Raw genomic sequence first — 22444 nt, forward strand, 5'->3', positions numbered from 1 at the left:
TTGATTAGGCATAATAAAAACTTTTACTCCACCTATTTATTAAATTTAACTATTTTTAGATAAAATTAAAAATTCACAACTAATTTTCATCAAAAAATTTCAAATCAACAAAGTTTTTGAAAGAGTCTGCAAACTTATTAAAACTATTCAAAATTCATGCAGAAATTTTTAATTTTTGTTCTTAAATCACATGTCCATAGAACCCAATTTCTAAAAAAATAAAAGAAAATTATTAATCATATCAACTTATTGATTTTAATAAGTCCTCACCACATTCAATAGTATTCCTGATTTGATTTTCAAAAGATTCAAAAGCTCCGATAGTAATTTCATAATCTTCAGGTTCCAATTCATATAACAAAAATGCACTATAAGTAACTTTAGGCATTCCCTTTTCAGATAATCTTTTACATTCATCAAATAAATTACTATTTATCTTACCAAACGGAACCCAAATCGAGGCAACATATGGCACTAATGGTACCTGGTGGGCAGAACATACATTTGACGCTTACGGCGAATATAAAGTCAATGCAACCTATGTTGGATTGGATAATGTAACAATTACAAATGCAACAATCAGTATTTCTAAAACTCCAACTGAAATCACTGTTGAAAATGCAACTCTTGAATTGCTTGTAGGGGATTCTGTAGGTACTGGTGCTGCATTAACTCCAGCAGACGTAGGTGAGTTAACTTTCACTTCAAGCAACACTACTGTTGCTAAAGTTGAAGATGGAAAAATCATAGCTGTTGGTGAAGGCTCCGCAATCATTACAGTCAGTTTTGCCGGTAATGATGATTATTCTGCAGCTGAAGACAAAACAATAAATGTTAAAGTAATCAAATACGATTCCAAAGTCACAATCGAACCAATTAACAATACCGTATATCCAAACAACGTTACAATCAAATACAGTATTGAAAACAAAACCAACGTAACAGTAACAATTGATGGAGTATCCGATGATAAAATCATTATCACAAACGATACCATTACTGTTATTGGTCTCGACGCTGGCGAATACACAATAACAATACTCAACAACGAAAGCAACATATACCACAAATCAAACGACACAAAAACATTCACCGTAAACAAACAGACAACCAGCATTACCGCTTCTGATGTGACCACAACATACAACATCAACAAGGATTTAGTAATCACTTTAAAAGACAGCAACGGCAAAGCATTAGCTAATGTTAAAGTAACAGTTGACTTGAACGGTGCTAAAACCTACACTACCGACAAGAACGGTCAGGTCAAGGTATCAACCAAAGGACTTGCACCTAAGACTTACACTGCCAAGGTAACATTCAACGGCGATACCAATTATGTTAAATCAACTAATGATGTTAAAGTCACTGTCAAGAAGGCCACTCCTAAACTGACTGCCAAAAAGAAAACCTTTAAAACCAGTGTTAAAACCAAAAAGTACGCTATAATCTTAAAGGACAATACTGGTAAGGCAATCACGAAGGCTAAAGTCACCCTAAAAGTCAAGGGCAAAACCTATAAGGCAACAACCAACAGTAAAGGTAAAGCAGTCTTCAAAATCAAAAAGCTCAACAAGAAAGGAACCTTCAAGGCAACAATAACATATAAAGGAAACAAATACTACAACAAGGTATCCAAAAAAGCCAACATTAAAGTTATTGTCACCTTCAAGACAGTATCCAAAGGAAGCAAGGACAAATCCACAGTTAAAGAAATCCAACAGGCCCTAAAAGACCACGGATACTACCTCTCATACAAAGGACACTACTTGAAAGTTGACGGCAAGTTCCAAAGCTGCACTGAAAGATCCGTCAAGGAGTTCCAAAAGGACAAAGGCCTTAAAGTGACCGGTAAGGTTGATGAAAAGACCGCCAAAAAGCTCGGTTTAATTTAAATCTAATGTGGATGCAATTGCATCTGCACTTTTTTCTTTTTTTGCATTTTTCATTTAATCATTTTTTAATAGGTACTGCTTTTTTTGAGTTTTTAAAGTCAAATCAATAGGTATATTAATATCAGTTTATAGACCCATAACCAATGAATGAAAGCATTGTCTAAAATTGTCATGACAGTATGGATTTTATTTTAAAATTTTAAAAAATGAATTAAAAACTTCACTCAACTTTGATAATTAGATAATAATATTTATTGAACAACAATAAAACTACATTCTATAATTAAAAAGAAAAAAGAATTAAATGATATTAAAATACCATTTAACTACAAAATTTTAGAATATTCTAAAAAATAATCAAAAAATATTTTTATCACCCTGGAGCACTTGCAGAAACTTCTACATGAGTATCCGTTGTAGGAATTAATTTTAATTCCCCATTGTCATCCATCATCCAAATATACTCAACATCATCAGAATTCGTATCTGATTTAAAATCATCTTCAAAAATATTATCTGAGGATATGAAACATAATACTAAACAAAGTATTAATAAACCAACAACAAATGAAATAAATTTTGAATCAAACATTGTTAAATACTCCTATGGGAAATGAGAATAAGAAATTGAGCATTTTATTGATTTAATTGGAAATGACACAGTTCTTGAACCTGAATATGTTGTTCCTGCTTTTTGACTTAAATTAAAAATAGCTGGTTGATTAATCGTTTCAACTTTTCCTTTATAATTAGGTTTTGAATAGACTTTTATTACATAAGCTATTTTTACAGCAATTTTGTGTTTTGTTAATTTTTTTGTAGATATCTTTACTACTTTTGCACCCCATTTTTGAACTATAACTGTACATGAGAATGCGTATCCTTTAGGATTTGCATTAATATATGACATTTTTTTAGATAGATAAAATGCATAACCCTTTCCAGATATAGCTTTTTGACCTATTTCTGAAATAAAACTATAATTATCTGGCAATACAATATTAACTGAATTAGTTATATTTGTATTGTTAAGTATTATAATTGTTTGGTTTGTGTAATATTGGTTAAATTCAAGCAAATCATATTTATAATTTCCTAAATTAGGATCTGCCAAAATAATAAAATCTTCATTAATTTCTTTTACTACTGACCAATGATTAACTCCTATAATATTCATATGAACAATATAATTTTCTTTAAGATTAGTTGATTCTATTTGAACACCAACTCCAATTAAATTATATTTTTTAGAAGCATCAAGTATTCCTTTCATTGTTGTGCCGTTTACACTACTACTATTAGTAGCAATTTTAGCTTCATTTAATGTAATATTTTTACCTAGATTGTTTAAAACTGTTGCAAATGATGCTGCACCACAACTATATTCATCATCAGACATGACCACACCAGAAGTGTTTAATTCCAATGGCAGTTCAGTTTCAAACGAAATATTATTTTCATAATACTCATCATATTCATTTATAATTATTTCATCATCATCATTTATTGTATCGTATTCATCGATAACATCCATATCATCTGATTCTAACGTAATATTAGTTTCAATAGTATCATCAGCCACAACACAGGATATGCTTAATAAAAATACTAAACATAATAATACACCTATTACTTTTTTATACATTTTAATCACCTCTAGTTTATATTTATTGAATATTTTTAGGCATGCCTAAATATTAATTATTATGATTTTAAAATCCCTAGTATATAAATGTTTTGATAAATTTAAAAATTAAGAATAGATGTATAATAATAAAAAAAATTTTAAAAAATATAAATTATATAATAAATTATATGAATAATTATTCAAATAATAATATTTTATTAATTAAATTTAAATAAAATTTAATAATAATTAATATATTCTAAAATATTAGAACAATTTTAAATTATTTGTAATTTAAATTATAAAATTTCTAATATCTATTCTTAAATCCATATATTGTCATTACACCTATATCACCATTTATTTTTTTGAATTTTGCAACAACAACTCTATTATTGAATACATGTTGATAAGAAGCAATTGTATAAAGCAGTTAGAGATGCCTCTTCAATGTTGGGAACAAATCTTACCCCCCCCTAAGAATTTACCTACACCTGTTGAGTCATTGCTGATGATTAATCCTGAGTAATTCATGAAAAATTGTGAGTATGTATCAGAGTTTACATCAAACATTAATACTTCATTACTTATTGATAAAGTGTTTGAGAAGGTAATTAATCTATCATAGACATCAAAGAGTAGCTGCGTAGTTTGTGAGATTTTCCTTACAGGAACCCTAACCAAAATAGCTGACGATTGAAATCTCTAATTTGGAATCTATAAAACTTTGTATTCCATTTTATCCTTTGTTTTGATTTTAAGATTTTTCAAGTCACTTCTGAAAAGATTAGAATAAGAAATGTTGCCCAAATTATTCAAGAAAAGATAATCATAGCCGGATGAATAGCTTCCCCTTCTCTGATTGTAAGTACTCATTAAAATATTGATTTGTAATTCCTCTTGCAATGTCATAATTAATATTTTATTATCTTTTTTATATAATTCGGGATTACTGGTAATGTAACAAATTGTAATTTTACTAACAACAAAGCAACCAATGGTAATGGTGGAGCAATTTTATTTGCTAGTAAGGGTAATGTAACAAATTGTAATTTTACTAACAACTCCGCTTATTATGGTGGTGCAGTTTACTTCTTGGATACTGGTGAAGTAACAAATTGTAATTTTACTAATAACTCCGCAACATACGGAGGTGGTGCTATTAGGTTTAGTTCCGCTGGTACTGTAACAAATTGTAATTTTACTAACAACTCTGCTAGTTATGGTGGGGCTATCAGATTCAATGGTGAAGGTACTGTAACAAATTGTAATTTTACAAATAACACTGCAGGTGATTGGGGTGGTGCAGTTTACTTCTCTTGGGAGACCTCTGGTGAAGTGATAAATTGTAATTTCACTAACAACAGTGCACCCTTGGGTGGTGCTATTTATTTCCAAACAGACTCTAATGGTAATGTAACAAATTGTAATTTCATTAACAACAATGCAACACGTAATGGTGGTGCTATCATAATGTCTTTAGGTACTGTAACAAATTGTAATTTTACTGGCAATAATGCTACTACTAGTTCTGCAATTTACTTCTACAAATGGGATTCTTCAGATACTTTAACTGTTTCCGATTCTACTTTCTTAAACAATAGGGCAAATGCAGAAGCTTTAGATGTAGTTAAAAATGATAATAATATTACAATTACTTTCACAGGTCATAATAACCTTTTAAATGCAATTTATTCTAGAGAAGATGCTGAAGTTGCTTTTACCAATGTGAAATATTGGGGAGCAACTGGAATTACAACAGTCAGTGCTAGATTGTCCGGATCCAATAAGGCAGCCGGTCAAAACATCACTGTTGGCGTAGTTGTCAATGGCGAAATTGTTTTAAATAATGTTAAAGTCACAGATGAAAATGGTATGATTGTTTTGGATATAACTGCTGGTGAAAACTATTACATCGGCGTTCGCCATGACACTGATTCATACTACACTGAAGCTGAAAAAACAATCTCAAACAACACTAAATTCAATGTGAATGTCACATCTCAAACAACCAATAACAAGACTGTCAACATCACTGCAAAATCCAATATCTACAGTGAAATTATGCCAGGTAAATTATCTAATTTACTATTAAATTCAATGACTTTTTTGATTTGAAAATCATCATAAACATCAGGTACAAAGTTTATTAACCTATCCCAATTTTCATGATTTATTATGGGAAACTTGGTTAAATAATAATAAAAATTTGATATATCTTCTAAAGTCCCTGAATCATACAATTCTTTTGTAGTAACATTCAAATATGATTTTTTAAAGTTTTTTATATTGGTAAGATTCAATTCAATTTCAGATTTTAGAATAATTGATGCTCCTTTCTTTTTCTTATAAATTTTATATTCTTCTGTGAAATACGTCAAAGCCCATGCTGAAAAAGCACCTACTAATGCTGCAATAATTGTGGAATCTATTGAAAACATAACAATCAAGATTCTTTTTGAGGTTTCTAATTTAAAACTCTTTTGTAACAATCAATATTATTAAGTATCAAATTATTTTATTTAAAATACAACACTAATATACTAAAAAAATAGCAAATAAAATCCTAAAATAAATAAAAATATAATTGAAAAATCATAATAAAGTTTCCACTTCATTAATGAATTTTTCAGCCTGTAAAATAAGTTCTTCAGCATCTTCTTCTGTAAAAGTTTTTGAATAACCGTAACTGGAATCGTTTCTATTTTCATGGGCATCATAAAGGTATCCATAGGTTTTCTTGCTAAGCAATCCTGTTTTGACGTATTCCTTGGTAAGTTGTCTTAAGGTTCCCTCATGGGTTTTTGGGGAAATGCTCTTTTTAAGAAGTAATGCCAGAGCAGAGGAATACATTGCATAATAGGACATGGTGACTGAGTCCCTATATTGTCCGCCTTCATATAACATTTTACTTGAGATTAACTGACTTTTTAACATTGATTGCATCTTTTGGATTATCCAATTACTACACCTTCTTTAAGTACGTTAGTTAAGAATGGATAATCTTCTACTTTTTGGAATTCGTCTTCTGTCATTAATCTTGGGGATATAACTTCATCTTTTTCTAAAATTATATCCATAGCGATTTTGTGGATTTCCGGTTTGATTTTATCTGCAATTGGAGATACGATTAAGATATCGATGTCTGACTCTTCATTGTCGTCTCCACGAGCTACAGAACCGAATAACATTATTAATTTAATGTCATCTGATTTGATGGTTTCTGCAAACTCCTTGGCTATTTTAATTCTATCATGCACATAAATCACCCAGTACAATAAGTAATATATTATATTAAATTTATTTATAATAAATATATTGTTGCGACAATCCAAAAATACTGAGATTATCCAAAATCATTCAATGGAATGATTACACAACTAATTATTTGTTTTAAGAAGTATTTAAGTCTTTATATATTAAACAAAGTAAATATTACCCCCTATTTATAAAATTATATAGTTACAGCAATATTTACCTGCCAATATTATAATGGCTTTGAGATAACCTTCACCCTTCCGTTTACAATTTTATAATCGTATCTTCGATAGAGTGAGATGTTGCTCATTGCCTTGATGTATTCAAACTTCAGAAAGTCCGGATTGTCCTTATAATATGCCTGTCTTGTCTTGTTCTTGCCACGGCCATGAAGCAAATCAACGCTGTCCATACCCAAGAGATTGTCATCAAAAGACCCCTGAGTCAGATACATTGAGTTGAACTTCCTTAACATATGTGGTCGCAGCCGTGCATATCCTCCAACCTCACCGAAGCCGAGATAATCATTCAGCTTTTTAAACTTATGATTTACATGGTTTAAGTTATATTTCAAAAGCGGAGCGTCCAGGTCAAAGTCCTCATGCTTCAGTTTAATCTTGGCAATCCTCTGGACGCATTCGGGATTGAGGAAGGTGTAGTATGGCTTGTCTGTCTTTTGCCTGACTAGCTTGCAGGTGCATACCACGTTGTTGTTTCTAGCCAAGTACTTTAAAGCGTCATGGAAATTGTCCTTTTTGTGATAGGATTTTGTTCCTTCAAATAGTGTTCTGTTTGTCATGGATTTGGCCTCGCATCTGCTTGCGCCTGATGATATGATAACCAAAATCCACATCTTCAAGTCATCGTCTGCAAACTGCATTGCAAGTCTAAGTTCATCCTTGGTCGGTAAATCGGCAAAGCTTATCAAATCATTTTTATTAACATACTTTTTGTTGAGTGGCAGTATGAATGGTATTGTTACCCTGTTGTAGTGATAGAATGTCTTGATTTTTGATATTGAGTTTGTTATTGTGTTTCCTATATTGTTTTTGATGAGATAATCCCTGAATGAGATTATTCTGTCGTATATTGTTAATCGGTTTTCCGGAGTGTGGTTTTCCAGTTCGGTTATTGCTTCAGCCAACAGGTCGCATAGACTCATGTTGTGGAAATTTCTGTACTTGTTAAATACTGAATTGTATGACTTAACAGAAGCAATGCTATGGCCTGATTTTAGGTGAAAATCATCTATCAAATCCTGGTCTGTAGTGTAATGCATTTCTATAACCTCTTTTTTATTTTTTGATTGATTAAACATGCACCAAAAAATAAAATGCATTTCGTAATTCTATAGTTATCAACAAAATATATATAATTTATGTTACTGAAAGGGAACTATGATGAAAAATAAGTGGTTGAATGCTTGAATAAATAATGAGTAATATTGACAGCAATCAGAAATTTGCCATTTTAATTAATTGGATTTTCAATTAAATTGGTTTTGAGTATAAAAATAACATCTTTGAAATGTGTAATCTACATGAAAAAAAGAAAAAATTTGAGGAATGTTGAATTCCCCATTTTATTTTTTAAATTTTATAGTTTTTTTGACATTATCCTTGCCGTAGATGACCTGGTAGGTGTATTTTTTGTTTGTTTTGAGTTTTTTATAGACACTGTTTTTGATAGTGAAAGTTGCAACACCTTTCTTGTTGGTTTTAGCCTTGAAAGTCTTTTTATTGAATTTTAAAGTTATTTTTTTGTTTTTAAGGTATTTTTTGTTTACCATTTTGAGTGTTACTTTTATTTTTACTGCCTTTGCTGACTTTTTGGCATTTATATTTTTCGCTGTTATGATGCTTTTAACAGTGACTTTTTTGGTAATTGTAACATTACCATAGGTTGCTTTAACAGCATATGTTTTTGGAGGCAAAGTGATTTTAACTGAAGCATAACCATCTTTATTAGTCTTTGAAATTACTTTTTTGCCGTTGATGGTGAATGATATTGTTTTTCCTGAAAGAGGAATGTCATTTTTAGTTAAGCGAACTTTATAATGGTCCCCACTGGTGTAAAGCATATTGACATTAGCGCAGGCTAATCTTGTTTTAACAGTAAAATCAACAACCTTAGATGTGCCAACAAATCTTGCATCACCAACATAGGTGACGTTAATTCCATAATCACCATCATCCAAATCCAGAATGGATTTGGTGAAAATATTTTCATATCTAACACCCTTAACGGTAAATGAAACATCCCCTGTAGTCTGGTTGTCTATTGAAATCACCAATGTATTATTGATTATGCCCGCAGCTAAATTGGGATCTTTTAAACTGCAATGACCTAAAGCGTAGATTTTATCATCTGCAGAGACATATATTGTTCCATTCTTATCCATAACCGGATTTCCACTGATTTTTGAGTCCAGCTGAGACTTCCATAAAACATTTCCCTCAGAGTCAACGCTGTAAAATATATCATCAACTGCAAAGTACAAAACACCATCATTTCCAACCAAAATGCCGGAAGTAATCTCCAAATTGCTTACTAAAGACTCTTTACCTGTAGTCAAATCATACCTATACAAATTGCCCTTTGAATTTAATGCATAAAGTCCACTATCAGAGTCGATGACCAATTTGTCTTTTATTCCACCAGTTACCTTGCTTTTCCACAATTGTGAACCGTAAACTGAATATGCAACAATGGAATCACCTAAAACTGCATAAACAACATTACCTTCACCAATAATAGGTTTTATTGGCGCATAATCACCAGATTTGATGAATTTTGTTTGTAATGTTTTAGCATCAATCACCCTTAATCTGTTTTCAGATAAAACAACAATGATTTCATCATTGGCCACAGGAGAAGTTAACGGTGAATTTTTACCCAAATCAACAATGGTTGGATTTCCACCGAATTCCCACAACTTAAACGGAACGATGACAAGCTTATATGAGCCTGATGTGACCTGATATTCACTTGAAATGTAGATGTTTGCATTAGCATCCATAACAGGTGCAAAGTTACTTGATCCCTGATAAATATTAGAAGAACCATACCTCTCACCCGTAGTCTGATTGATAAAGTATAAAGTATCACCGGTTTTTGGTGAAATTACAATATCCCTACCAATGACAATTCCAGAATAATTTCCTAAAACATCACTATTGTTGAAAATCCATCTCAAATTACCATTTAAGTCAAATGAATAAATGCCATCGGAAGTTGAAATGTAGAGATTGCCCTCGCTATCGATTAAGATATCGCCACCGATTTGAAGTGTGAACAATACCTCACCATTTGCTGATGTGTCGTATGGTGATTTAGCATTGTTCTGTGAGTTGAACCCAACATTTGACCATTGAGGAGAAGGATATTCCAGAACACTGAATGAAGTTGAATTCATGACTGTGTTGTAGTTGTTTCCATCATAAACTGCAGTTATATCATAATCGCCGATTTCCAAATCTGAAATGACATACTCAATATCACCTGACAGGGGAATGTTTATAATATCATTGCCTATGGTGAATGTACCTGAAGTCTTCGGTGGAACCTTAATTTTTATTATAACATCCTGACCAATCTTAATATCACTTGAAGACATTTTGAATGTCAAATTGGACTTAGCAATAGTGAAATTACCTGTTTTTGTTAAATTAAAGTAGGTATCATCACCAGTGAAGAAAACTGTAACGTTTTTAAGTCCCGCTTCCAGATTAGAGAGGAATATTTCTGATTGACCATTTACTACATCTGATGTGTTGGAAACACCATCAACAGTAACTGTAACGTTTCCTGTTGCATTATCATTTAACTTAACAGTGACAATTGCGGTTTCACCGTAAAATATGTCATCTATGATTATTTCCATTTCGGAAACGAGATTGTCAACTTCAATAAATTTAGAATCACTGCTTGTTAAATAAGTATCATCACCATTATAAATGGCGGTGATTTTATAATCCCCTCGAGTGACGTTTTTCATTGTATAAAACGCTTTTGCATCACTTAATTTTAAGGTTTGAACGTTATTGTTGATTTTTAAAGTGACATTGCCTGTTGCATCACTTAAACATGAAACAGTAATTAAAACATCACATCCAACCTCAATTTCGCTGAGATTTAAAGTGGTCTTTGAAGGATATTTGGAGATTAATACTTCACAAGACATGTTCTGAGGTAGATACTTATCATCACCAGAGTAAAGTGTTTTAATAATGTAACTGCCTGCTTTTAGTCCTGTGAAATTAAATGAAAGGATATCTGAAGCATTTTTACTTTGACTGACGTTAGAAACACTGACAGTTAATGTTCCTTTAGCATCACCTGGAAGCTTAACTTCAAGGATTAAATCATCCCCAACCATAATATCACTGCTTTTAGCTGAAAGATTAGGGCTTGATTTTAAAAACTTGAAATCAATATTATAGTAAACATCATTATAACTAATGGTTACCTGTCCGTCTTCAAGTGCAGTTAATGTAAAAGTCAATCTGGAATTTGAATTTTTAACCATATTGCCGTTTAAGGCACTGAGTTTAAAATTAATTTCCGGAACGTTGGTGTATTTTTGTGAGTCATTTAAATAAAACGCCAAATTAATTAAAGTAGCTTGGTTGACCTCTAAAGCATTAACATTAGCGGTTGCATTTAAAACCAGCCAGTTGTTAATGTTACTGAATGGTTTAGATAGATTGTCCAAAGTATTTCCCCACCAATTATAATCCAAAGTATAGTTGGAATTAGTGTTGACTATATCTGTATTGTTTAAGATTATAGAATCTTTAATCGAAGTGTAACCATTATTGTTTATGACCAAAGCATTATTGTTAGTTATAATTGACTTTGATATTTGAGCATACTTTGCATCAATTAAATAAGTTGCTATGTTGTTGCTTAAAACACAATTTTCAATGATTAACCAACCAGTGTTTTGCTTGATGAAATCTGAGTTCAAATTAGAGATTTGAATGTTTTTAAGAGTAAAATTACTGTTTAAAACAAATGAAGTTTTATCTGTTAAAGTCGCATTGTTTTCACCCTTAATTTGGATGTTGTAATTAATTTGAAGGTTATCCTCACTGTAACTTCCGTCCAAAAGAATAATGTTTTTGCAATCTTTAGCCAGCTCCAGAGCTTTTTTAATTGTGCTGACTGGTGTTGATCTAGATTTGCCGTCGTTAATGTCACTGCCGTTTTTAGAGACAAAGACATATTCACGAGTGCTTATTAAAGTCACATTGTTAGTTTTTCTGTTTGAGATTGTTGGAATAACATAAACATCACAAATATCCAAATCACCAAAATAAATTGTGAAAACTGTTGAATTAACCGTTTTGACATACTTATTGTTAATATAGACATCATAAAGTGTCCTGTCTAAAATATCTTTTTCATAATAATTTGGGTGAGATAAACTAGCGCTAACTTGTAAAGTAGCCTGTTCTTTGCCAACATTTAGAGGAGTTAATGTTAAATTAGAAAATTCAATGGAATTTCCAATATAGTTATTTCCTGATACAATGCACTCTGTTCCAATTACTTTAACATTTAAAACATCCCCTGCACGAGTATGATTGATAAATGTATTATTTATAATATAAATGTCTGGAGATCCGTAACTACCAGCCTCCCAAGCGCAAATTGCTGTAGCAATAGATGCTGAATTAGCAATGAATACTGAATTTCTAACTTCAATTGAACCTTTATCCATAAATGAAATTGCACCACCACGACCAGTACCTTCAGTAGATAACTCATCTAAAGCCCAACAATTATTATTATTGTCTTTAAATAAGCAATTATCAACATACAATCTAGGAATTCCACTATATTGGCAAGCTCCAATAGCACCACCACCATTATTAGTAGTACAATTATTGCCCTCAAAGGTAGTATTGTAAATATTTACAATATTATAAACATATAACGCTCCACCATTCCATCCGGCAACATTGTCTGTGAAATTACAGTTATGTATATTAGTAACACCCGCACCATAAGTGGTTATTCCACCAGCCCAAGCAGCAGACCTATTTTTAAAAAACTTAGTATTATAAATAGCAACATTACCCCAATTCATAATACAAGTAGTATGCTCATAAGCAAAATTATTCTCAAAATAACCATTTTCAATAACCATATTTTGCCCTTCAGAAATAGTAATTACACCCTTTGGAACAGTACAATTAATAAAAGAACAATTTTCCAAAATTGCTTTGCCTCTTTTAAGCAAAATAACCGCACCATTTCCAAGAATTGTATTAATATAATCAAAATGACAGTTTTTAATTTTATAATTTCCAGCCCCACCCAGTTGTATAAATTTAGAATCAGGAGAATATTGAAGATAAATCCATTTAAATGTAATATTCTCTAAAGTTAAACTCTTATGATTATAATCTGGAACAATAATTGGAGTATAAGTGACAAATTCACCTCCTTCAACAATATAACGATAACCATCTGATGGAATATAACATCTATGAAAAGCAGAATCCCCAAAATAAGACCCATTAGATCCTATAATTTTTACATTATTATTGATTTTTATTTGACAATTAGAATCCGTAGGACTTGTAGGATAAAAATTAGTATTCTCTTTTAATCTTAAGATATAATCCTTATCTGTTAAAGAGCAATAATACTGTAATTCATTCCAATCATTAACAACAATCTCATCAGATTCCTCATTTTGTAATTCTTCTTGATAAATGGGCTTTTCAAGAATATTATCATCTGAATTAATTGATTGATTTTCTTGTGTTAAAGTCACATTAACATTATCTGCATCTTCTGCAGAAACACAACTACAAAGAAAAATTAATGTGAATAATAACAATGAAATAAAGACCTTTTTATTAAATTTCATGAAAAATCATATCCTCAAAAAAAAAAATAAAAATGGGAAAAAATTTCCCTATTTTTTAACATTTATAGTTTTCTTAACAGTATTTTTCAAATAGGTAACTTGATAAGTATATTTTTTTCCAGCTTTGAGTTTCTTTAAAACACTTTTCTTAATTGTAAAAGTCACAACACCTTTTTTATTGGTTTTAGAATTATATGTTTTACCATTAAATTTCAAAGTTACTTTTTTATTGGACAAGTATTTCTTATTCACTTTACTTAAGGTAACCTTGATTTTTAAGGATTTTGCAGACTTTTTAACATTTAAGTTTTTAGCCAAAACAATACTTTTTACAGTTACTGTGTTAGATACTTTAACTTTACCATATTGGGCATAAACAGTGTATGTTTTAGGAGGTAGTGTTATTTTAACTGATGCATAACCATTAGTATTAGTTTTTGCAGTAGTTTTCTTACCATTGATGGTGAATGATATTGTTTTACCTGAAAGAGGAACACCATTTTGAGTTAAACGAACCTTATAATAACTACCACTAGTATATGCCATTACAAGGTTAGACCCTGTTAATTTGGTTTTAACACTAAATTTAACAATTTTAGATGAATTAACAAATCTTGCATCACCATTATAAGTAACATTGACTTGCCAATCACCATCGCTTAAACTTAAAATGGATTTGGAAAACACATTGACATAATCAACACCATCAAAGGTAAATGAAACATCCCCAGTAGTCTGGTTATCTATAGAAATCGAAAGCATATTATTTTCAACTAGAACAATTAAGTTAGGATCTTTTAAACTACCATGAGTTAAAGCATAAACTTTGTTATCATCTAAAGTCACATAAACTGTTCCATTTGCATCCATTATAGGATTACCTATAATTTTAGAATTTAAAACAGATTTCCATAAAATATTGCCATGAGAGTTTATGCAATAAAATGTTTCATTAACTGCAAAGTATAAATCGCCATTATTTCCAATCAAAACACCAGAAGTAATCTCCAAATTAGAAATTAGACCTTCTTTGCCAGTTGCTGAATCATATTTAAATAAATTACCTTTTGAATTTATTGAGTATAATCCATTTTCTGAGTCTAAAACTAATTGACCTTTAACACCACCAGTTACTTTAGTTTTCCACAACTGAGAACCCGTAGAGGAATAAGCAACAATTGAATCGCCTAAAACTACATAAATTACATTACCTTCGCCAATAATAGGTTTAACAGATGCATAATTACCTGATTTTATAAATTTGGTTTGTAATGATTTGGCATCAAGAACCCTAAGTCTGCCTTCAGATAAAACAACTATAATATCTTCATTTACAGTTGGGGAAGTTAATGGTTTTACATTGCCCAAATCAATTAATGAAATTTCTCCACCATATTCCCATGACTTATAAGGCACTTTAACAAGTTTATAACCATTAGAATCATATTGATATTCACTTGCAATGTATAGATTTGCATTTGAATCTATAATTGGTGCAAATAAACTAGATGCTTGATATAAGTTAGATGAACCATATTTATAGCCGTCAGTTTGGTTAATAAAGTATAATGTATCTCCAGCACTTGGTGAGATTATCACATCACGGCCAATTGATAGGCCTGAGAAATTGCCTGCAAGTGATTCAGATGAATAATTCCATCTTAAATTACCTTGACTGTCAAAGGAATAAATTACAGATTTAGTTGCAACATAAATATTTCCGATACTATCAATTACAAGATTGCCAATAATATCATCAGCAATTGTAATACTGAAAGCAACTTCCCCATTAACATTGCTTTCATATGGAGATTGACCTGTATTTTGACTGTTTGATCCTATGTTAGCCCATTGAGGTGATTCGTATTCTAAAACAGTAAATGAAGTGGAATTTTGAATCGTATAATAATTATTTCCATTATAAACTGCAGTAATCTCATATTCACCCAGTTCCAAATCAGATATTACATAATCAATAATACCTGACATTGGAATGTTGATTACATCAGCACCAATTGTAAAATTACCTGTTGTTTTTGCTGGAACTTTAATATGGACATGTGCCTCCTGACCTATCTTAATATCATTAGATGAGATTTCAAATGTTAATTCGGCTTTGCCTATAGTGAAATTAAAAGACATAGTTTTATTAAAGTAAGTATCATCACCCGTATAAAAAATTGTGACATCTTTCATACCTGCTTCCAGATTACCGAGTTTAATATTTGCCTTTCCATTTTCAACATCACTTGTATTAGTAACTCCATCAACAGCCACAGTTACAAAACCTATTGCATCATCATTTAAGGTAACTTGAATTAAAGCAACATCACCATAAACAATATCATCAATAACAACAGACATTGTAGCATTTAGATTGTCAACTTCAATAAACTTAGAATCACTACTTGCTAAATACTTATCATCACCATTATATGTAGCAGAAATTTTATAATCTCCTCTTTTAATGTTTTTAATAGTGTAATTGGCTTTTGAGTTGTTTAATATTAAAGTTTCAGCAACATTGTTGATATTAAGTGTAACATTACCTGTTGCATCACTTGGTGGAGTAATTGTTAAAATCACATCTTCACCAACATTGACAGCACCAATATCCAAACTTGTAGTCGATTCATATTTAGAAACACTAACCAGATTACTGATTTCTTTTGATAAGTATTTATTATCTCCTGAATAGAGTGATTTAATAATGTAATTATTAGCTTTTAGGTTTTTGAAAGTGAAAACCAAATTGCTAGAATTGATTTGATTAGTTTGACTATAATCATCAATTTTAACAGTTATATTTCCAGTAATATCTTTCGGTAGGTTAATTTTAACTATTAAATCATCACCCAACATTATATCTTCTGTAGTTATTTTAATATTTGGATTTGTTTTTACAAATTCAAAATTAACAGTTGTATTGATGTTCATATAACTAGCAGTTAATTTTCCATTACCTAAAGCAGTTAATGTGTATTCTATTTTTGAGTTTGAAGAAGTTTGATTTGGTGATGTACCATTAATCGGATGAATTTCTAAATTGATATCTCTTAAATTATTATATTTTGAAACCGTATTGTTTTCAATTAAATAAAATCCGAAATTAATATTTGTAACTTGATTAACCTCTAACTTGTCAACATTACTTGTTGCATTTAAAACCAACCAATTATTGATTTTTTCAAATGGATCATCTTGGAAATTTTCTAAAGTATTGCCCCACCAATTATAATCAAAATTATAATTAGCACCACTATTTATTAAATTTGTGTTATTTAACAATATTGAGTTAGTAATTGTTGTAAATCCACTATTATCAATAATTAACCCATCATTATTTGCAAAAATACAATTGTTAATAATTAGATTACCGGATTCTTGTTTAATGAATTGACTTGAACTTAAATTATTTATATTTATATTTTTTAATGTGAAATTAACATTTTTAACATTAAATGACATATCACCAGTTAATGTTGCATTGCCCTCACCTTTTAAAGTCAAATCATAGTCAATTTCAAGATTTTCACTGTAATCGCCATCCAAAATAATTATATTTTGACAGCTTTGAGCTAATTCAAGAGCCTTTTTAATAGTTTTTACTGGAGTATCTCTTGTATTGCCTCCATTATTATCACTACCTAATTTAGATACGAAAATATATTCACGAGTACTTACAAGAGTTACTTCATTAGATTTTCTATTAGAAATCGTTGGAATAACATAAACATCACAAATATCTAAATCACCAAAATCTAAAGTAAAAATAGTGGAATTGACTGTTTTAACATACTTATCACTAACATAAACATCATATAACGTTTTATCCAATATATCCGAATCATAATATGATGGATTTTTTAGACTTGCAGTAATTTGTAAAGTAGATTGCTCCTTACCTTCATTTAGTTTAGTTAATGTTAAATAAGAAAACTCAATAGAATTACCAATATAATAATTGCCTGAAATATTACATACTGTTCCATCCACTTTTATATTTAAAACATCCCCTGCCCTGGTATGATTAATAAAATTATTATTAACAATAATTACATCTGGAGACCCATAACTTTCTTGTACAAGAGCACATATTGCAGTACCAATTGATGCAGCGTTAGAAATAAAAGTAGTATTTCTAACTTCAAGTGAACCTGCATCCATCAGTGAAATTGCACCACCACGACCAGTACCAGTAGTAGATAACTCATCTAAACTCCAACAAAGATTTTCATTATTTTCAAATAATGAATTTTCAATATAAATATGCGGTTCAGTTACATGCTTACATGCGCCAATTGCACCACCACCATTATTAGTAGTACAATTATTACCTACAAATATAGTATTATAAATTTTTAAATCACTATATGTATATAACGCACCGCCATTCCATCCAGCAACATTATCCGTAAAGTTAGAATCATAAATTGTTGCACTAGCACCATAATGTGTGTGTATTGCACCCGCCCACACGCCTGCACGATTTTTATAAAATGTTGTGTTATAAACAGTTAAAATTGCACAGTTATTAATACATCCAGGTTCAGTCCTAGCAAAATTATTTTCAAAATAACAATCTTTAACAATCATACGTGCATTAGTAAAAGAAGAAGGATGATATAAACTAACACAACCAAAATCAGTAGTACAATTAATAAAAGAACAATTTTCTAAAAGTGCATCACCCTTTTTAAGATAAACAATACAAGAATGACCTTGCATTGTATTAATACTTTCAAATACACAATTTTTTATCAAATATTTTCCATTACCTCCCATCTGGATAAAAACACCATCAGGACTATATTCAATATAATCCCATTTAAAAGTAATATTTTCCAAAGTTAAATCCATACGATTATTATCAGGGACAATAATTGGAGCATATTTAATTGAATATCCTCCCTCAACAACATAACGTCCATTTTTAATATAACAATCATGTTGAGAAGAATCCCCAATATATGATCCATTAGCCCCAATAATTTTTACATTATTATTAATTACAATTTGATAATTTTTATCATAATAATTTGTAGGATAAAAATTTGTATTTTCTTTTAATTTCAAAGTATAATCTTTATCTGTTAAAGAACAGTAATACTGAAGTTCATCCCAATTATTTACCGTGATAATCTCTGATTCATCATCATTTAATAATTCATTAGAATATTGAGAATTTAAAATTGAATTTTCTTCTGAAATATTATTTTTATAAGTATCACTAACAGAATCATCCATTTTCAATGGTTGATTATCTTGATTTAATGTGACATTTGTGTCATCTGTTGCTGATACAGTACTAATCCCTAAAATTAATACTATCAACAACAAGAAAAAAACTGATTTTTTATAAATCATAGCACATCACCATTTTTAATTTTAAAAAATATATAAACTAAAGATATAATTTAACCATTATTTTTGGACTGTAATTTTTTTGTTTACAACATCTTTTCCGTGAGTAACTTTGTATGAGTATTTTTTACCAACTTTGAGTTTTTTAAGAACATTTTTATTAATAGAAAATGTTGCAACACCTTTAGAGTTAGTTTTTGCTTTATAGGTTTTGCCTTTGAATTTTAATGTTAATGTTTTGCCTTTTAAGTATTTTTTATTTACTTTTTTCAAAGTTACTTTTATTGTGAGTTTTTTAGCTGATTTTTTCACTTTCATATTTTTAGCAACTAAAATACTTTTAACAGTTACTTTATTAGTTACTTTAACTCCTAAATAAGTTGCAGTTACTGTGTATGCTTTGGATTTAGGAGGTAATGTTATTTTTACTGATGCATAACCATTTTTATCAGTTGTTGCAGTAGTTTTTTTACCATTAATTGTAAATGAAACTTTTTTACCTGTAACTGCTTTTCCATCTAATGTTACACGTACAGTGTACTTAGCACCACTAGTGTACAACATTGAGAAGTTTTTAGCTGTTAAAACTGGTTTTGGAATAGAAACAGATGCATTAACAGATATTGGATTATATTTACTGTCTCCAGAATATGTTACAATTGCATTATAGTTTCCAGGATTTAATTCCGGAATATTCACAATTGCACTACCATTAACTAACTCTTGAGTATAATTTTTTCCATTAATACTAACAGTTAAATTACCAGTAGCATCACTCGGCAAAACAATATTAAAACTAGAAGCAGTAGTTCCTTTAGTAATATAAACATTTAAAGTTTGATTATTTACTTCAAGATTGACTTTTTCTGCTGTTACAATATTTAAACAAGTTTTTTGAACATATTTATTATCACCAGAATAAATTACAGTTATAAAATTATCACCAAAAACAAATCCATCGATATCCATTTCATTAGTTTGTGAAGCTTTCTTAGTAAAATTATTCCCATTCATTTGAATTGTTATATTACCCATAGCATCATATGGTAATTCAATAAGAATCGTTTTAACATCCCCAACTTTTACCTCAGCAGGAATTATAGAATCAAAAATATAATCACTAACTTTATATACTGATAATGTAGTAGATTGAAAACCATAAATATGATTAACTTTATCCATTAAAACTATATCACATGTATAATTTCCTTCAAGTAGAGTATCTTCAATTTTATATATAACTACATCCTCATTATCAACGACCATATTATAAGTTTTATTATTAACTATGACTGTCACTATTGCATTTACTGGTTGGAGAAAAGTAACTGTAATGTTTTGGTCATCACCATAATAAATACTTTGAGCGGATGCTTTAATATCTACCGTAGTGAAGATTAAATCTATTGTTTCATAATCTAATGTAGCAGTAACTTTATTATTTGGAGAATTACTTGAATAAATTGCTTTGAAAGTACCATTTTCTAAAATAACCTCAGATATAATATCTCCGGTAGTTGATGATAAAGCAACAGCCATTGGTCTGAGACTATTTCCAACTGTTTCATTAGTGCCATTCCAACAAAGTTTGCCAATTATTTCATATTGATTATTGCCTAAATACTGTTCAGAAACAGAAAAAATTGCATATTTTAAGATTGTTATATCAGTATACCCCATCCATTTCCCTGTTTTATGATTAAGTGTTAAAAGACTTTTTAAATAGTCCGGGATATCATTTTCACCAAACCAAGCTCCATTAACAGATACATTTTTATCATCCTGAATGTAAGCTGCAACCTTATCAACTTTATTGTTTATGAAAATACAATTTTCAAAATATACAAACTTATTACCATTAACAAACTCAGACTCAAATAATATAGAGTTTCCATGACCATATCCATCAATTACACAATTAATAAATTTTAAACAAACTTTATCTCCACCATATAATACAGAATGTGAACTTCCCATAAACGAACAATTTTTAAATTCGATTAAATTAACCTTATTATTGCAATAAACCGGATAGAATTTTCTTGCACCATTAGCATAATTAACTTCTGATTGATCAAAAATAATGTTATTTAAAGTCCAATTTGCTAATGGATATAAAGAAGATAAAGCCTGTATCCTAAAGCCATCAGCAGATCCATTTTTAATTATAACCTTTCCTAATCCATTAATAATTAAATTACTTGATTTGAAATTTAATTGAGAATCAACATAATAAGTTCCATTGAATATGTTCATAGTTACATTATCTCCTTCAACTACATTATCACATGCTAATTTTAATGAAGAAAAAGGATTTTCATAAGATCCATCACCTCCATCATCAGAGGTATTTTGACCAACATATATCACAGTATAACCAATATTTTCAGAATCGATAGTGTCATTACGATTTTCAGAAATAATATTCTCATCAAAATAAGTTAATTCATTATCTAAACATTCTTCATTATTATCAACTACAATTTCTTGATTTTGATTTAATGTAACATTTATGTCATCTGTTGCTGATACAGTACTAATCCCTAAAATTAATACTATCAACAACAAGAAAAAAATTAATTTTCTATAACCCATAATCCACACCACATAATAGTAAATATAAAAAAAAGAAAAAATAATAAGGAATTATTATAATTCCCTATTTTTTAACTGTAATTTTTTTGTTTACAACATCTTTTCCGTGAGTAACTTTGTATGAGTATTTTTTACCAACTTTGAGTTTTTTAAGAACATTTTTATTAATAGAAAATGTTGCAACACCTTTAGAGTTAGTTTTTGCTTTATAGGTTTTGCCTTTGAATTTTAATGTTAATGTTTTGCCTTTTAAGTATTTTTTATTTACTTTTTTCAAAGTTACTTTTATTGTGAGTTTTTTAGCTGATTTTTTCACTTTCATATTTTTAGCAACTAAAATACTTTTAACAGTTACTTTATTAGTTACTTTAACTCCTAAATAAGTTGCAGTTACTGTGTATGCTTTGGATTTAGGAGGTAATGTTATTTTTACTGATGCATAACCATTTTTATCAGTTGTTGCAGTAGTTTTTTTACCATTAATTGTAAATGAAACTTTTTTACCTGTAACTGCTTTTCCATCTAATGTTACACGTACAGTGTACTTAGCACCACTAGTGTACAACATTGAGAAGTTTTTAGCTGTTAAAACTGGTTTTGGAATAGAAACAGATGCATTAACAGATATTGGATTATATTTACTGTCTCCAGAATATGTTACAATTGCATTATAGTTTCCAGGATTTAATTCCGGAATATTCACAATTGCACTACCATTAACTAACTCTTGAGTATAATTTTTTCCATTAATACTAACAGTTAAATTACCAGTAGCATCACTCGGCAAAACAATATTAAAACTAGAAGCAGTAGTTCCTTTAG

The 22444-nt window shown here is 29.8% G+C and carries 14 protein-coding genes and 1 pseudogene; 2 read left to right on the forward strand and 13 right to left on the reverse strand.

From position 1 onward, the window contains the following. Positions 1–241 precede the first annotated feature (241 nt). Complete coding sequence (locus MBBTH_RS10795) at positions 242–475, reverse strand: hypothetical protein (RefSeq protein ID WP_133241917.1); 234 nt, start codon at positions 473–475, stop codon at positions 242–244. Between the two features lie 73 nt (positions 476–548). On the opposite strand from MBBTH_RS10795, the gene MBBTH_RS00605 reads away from it, so the two are divergent. Next, positions 549–1895, forward strand: coding sequence for a peptidoglycan-binding domain-containing protein (locus MBBTH_RS00605; RefSeq protein WP_165813994.1), 1347 nt, complete (start codon positions 549–551; stop codon positions 1893–1895). Positions 1896–2268: 373 nt separating this feature from the next. On the opposite strand, the gene MBBTH_RS00610 is transcribed toward MBBTH_RS00605, so the two are convergent. From MBBTH_RS00610 to MBBTH_RS00620, 4 genes are all read right to left on the reverse strand, one after another. Then, positions 2269–2487 (reverse strand): hypothetical protein, encoded by a 219-nt coding sequence (locus tag MBBTH_RS00610; protein WP_116591114.1) that lies wholly within the window; start codon positions 2485–2487, stop codon positions 2269–2271. 12 nt (positions 2488–2499) lie between these two features. Next, entirely contained in the window at positions 2500–3540 is a 1041-nt protein-coding gene (locus tag MBBTH_RS00615; RefSeq protein ID WP_116591115.1) for a cysteine peptidase family C39 domain-containing protein, read from the reverse strand. A gap of 429 nt (positions 3541–3969) precedes the next feature. Then, positions 3970–4095: a hypothetical protein gene (locus MBBTH_RS11155; RefSeq protein ID WP_279305921.1), complete on the reverse strand. Its 126-nt coding sequence runs from the start codon at positions 4093–4095 to the stop codon at positions 3970–3972. A 144-nt stretch (positions 4096–4239) separates the two neighbouring features. Continuing rightward, complete coding sequence (locus MBBTH_RS00620) at positions 4240–4434, reverse strand: hypothetical protein (RefSeq protein ID WP_116591116.1); 195 nt, start codon at positions 4432–4434, stop codon at positions 4240–4242. Between the two features lie 36 nt (positions 4435–4470). On the opposite strand from MBBTH_RS00620, the gene MBBTH_RS00625 reads away from it, so the two are divergent. Further along, positions 4471–5640, forward strand: coding sequence for a right-handed parallel beta-helix repeat-containing protein (locus MBBTH_RS00625; RefSeq protein ID WP_116591117.1), 1170 nt, complete (start codon positions 4471–4473; stop codon positions 5638–5640). Here the strand turns inward: MBBTH_RS00625 and MBBTH_RS00630 are convergent. The 8 genes and pseudogenes from MBBTH_RS00630 to MBBTH_RS00665 all read right to left on the reverse strand — a co-directional run. Next, positions 5574–5963 (reverse strand): hypothetical protein, encoded by a 390-nt coding sequence (locus MBBTH_RS00630; RefSeq protein ID WP_116591118.1) that lies wholly within the window; start codon positions 5961–5963, stop codon positions 5574–5576. The genes MBBTH_RS00625 and MBBTH_RS00630 overlap by 67 nt on opposite strands. Positions 5964–6117: 154 nt before the next feature. Next, on the reverse strand, positions 6118–6459 hold the full coding sequence (locus MBBTH_RS00635; protein WP_165813995.1) for a HEPN domain-containing protein: 342 nt from the start codon (positions 6457–6459) through the stop codon (positions 6118–6120). A gap of 17 nt (positions 6460–6476) precedes the next feature. After that, positions 6477–6782, reverse strand: coding sequence for a nucleotidyltransferase domain-containing protein (locus MBBTH_RS00640; RefSeq protein WP_116591120.1), 306 nt, complete (start codon positions 6780–6782; stop codon positions 6477–6479). Between the two features lie 227 nt (positions 6783–7009). Then, complete coding sequence (locus tag MBBTH_RS00645; RefSeq protein WP_116591121.1) at positions 7010–8059, reverse strand: hypothetical protein; 1050 nt, start codon at positions 8057–8059, stop codon at positions 7010–7012. Positions 8060–8362: 303 nt separating this feature from the next. Then, positions 8363–13663: an Ig-like domain repeat protein gene (locus MBBTH_RS00650; RefSeq protein ID WP_116591122.1), complete on the reverse strand. Its 5301-nt coding sequence runs from the start codon at positions 13661–13663 to the stop codon at positions 8363–8365. 48 nt (positions 13664–13711) lie between these two features. Beyond that, positions 13712–19030: an Ig-like domain repeat protein gene (locus MBBTH_RS00655; protein WP_116591123.1), complete on the reverse strand. Its 5319-nt coding sequence runs from the start codon at positions 19028–19030 to the stop codon at positions 13712–13714. Positions 19031–19087: 57 nt separating this feature from the next. Continuing rightward, positions 19088–21622 carry an Ig-like domain-containing protein gene (locus MBBTH_RS00660; protein ID WP_116591124.1) on the reverse strand — a complete coding sequence of 845 codons (2535 nt, stop codon included), beginning with the start codon at positions 21620–21622 and terminating at the stop codon, positions 19088–19090. A 64-nt stretch (positions 21623–21686) separates the two neighbouring features. After that, positions 21687–22444 (reverse strand): annotated as a pseudogene (locus tag MBBTH_RS00665) (hypothetical protein); the annotation flags it as partial.

Origin of the sequence: Methanobrevibacter thaueri, assembly GCF_003111625.1 — an archaeon.
Classification (GTDB): Archaea; Methanobacteriota; Methanobacteria; order Methanobacteriales; family Methanobacteriaceae; genus Methanocatella; species Methanocatella thaueri.

Bases quoted from the DNA above. Each gene is read 5' to 3' on its own strand.
- MBBTH_RS00655 (WP_116591123.1), bottom strand. From the start codon at position 19,030: ATGATTTATAAAAAATCAGTTTTTTTCTTGTTGTTGATAGTATTAATT.
- MBBTH_RS00620 (WP_116591116.1), bottom strand. From the start codon at position 4,434: ATGACATTGCAAGAGGAATTACAAATCAATATTTTAATGAGTACTTAC.
- MBBTH_RS11155 (WP_279305921.1), bottom strand. From the start codon at position 4,095: ATGTTTGATGTAAACTCTGATACATACTCACAATTTTTCATGAATTAC.
- MBBTH_RS00660 (WP_116591124.1), bottom strand. From the start codon at position 21,622: ATGGGTTATAGAAAATTAATTTTTTTCTTGTTGTTGATAGTATTAATT.
- MBBTH_RS00645 (WP_116591121.1), bottom strand. From the start codon at position 8,059: ATGCATTACACTACAGACCAGGATTTGATAGATGATTTTCACCTAAAA.
- MBBTH_RS00615 (WP_116591115.1), bottom strand. From the start codon at position 3,540: ATGTATAAAAAAGTAATAGGTGTATTATTATGTTTAGTATTTTTATTA.
- MBBTH_RS00635 (WP_165813995.1), bottom strand. From the start codon at position 6,459: ATGTTAAAAAGTCAGTTAATCTCAAGTAAAATGTTATATGAAGGCGGA.
- MBBTH_RS00610 (WP_116591114.1), bottom strand. From the start codon at position 2,487: ATGTTTGATTCAAAATTTATTTCATTTGTTGTTGGTTTATTAATACTT.
- MBBTH_RS00630 (WP_116591118.1), bottom strand. From the start codon at position 5,963: ATGTTTTCAATAGATTCCACAATTATTGCAGCATTAGTAGGTGCTTTT.
- MBBTH_RS00650 (WP_116591122.1), bottom strand. From the start codon at position 13,663: ATGAAATTTAATAAAAAGGTCTTTATTTCATTGTTATTATTCACATTA.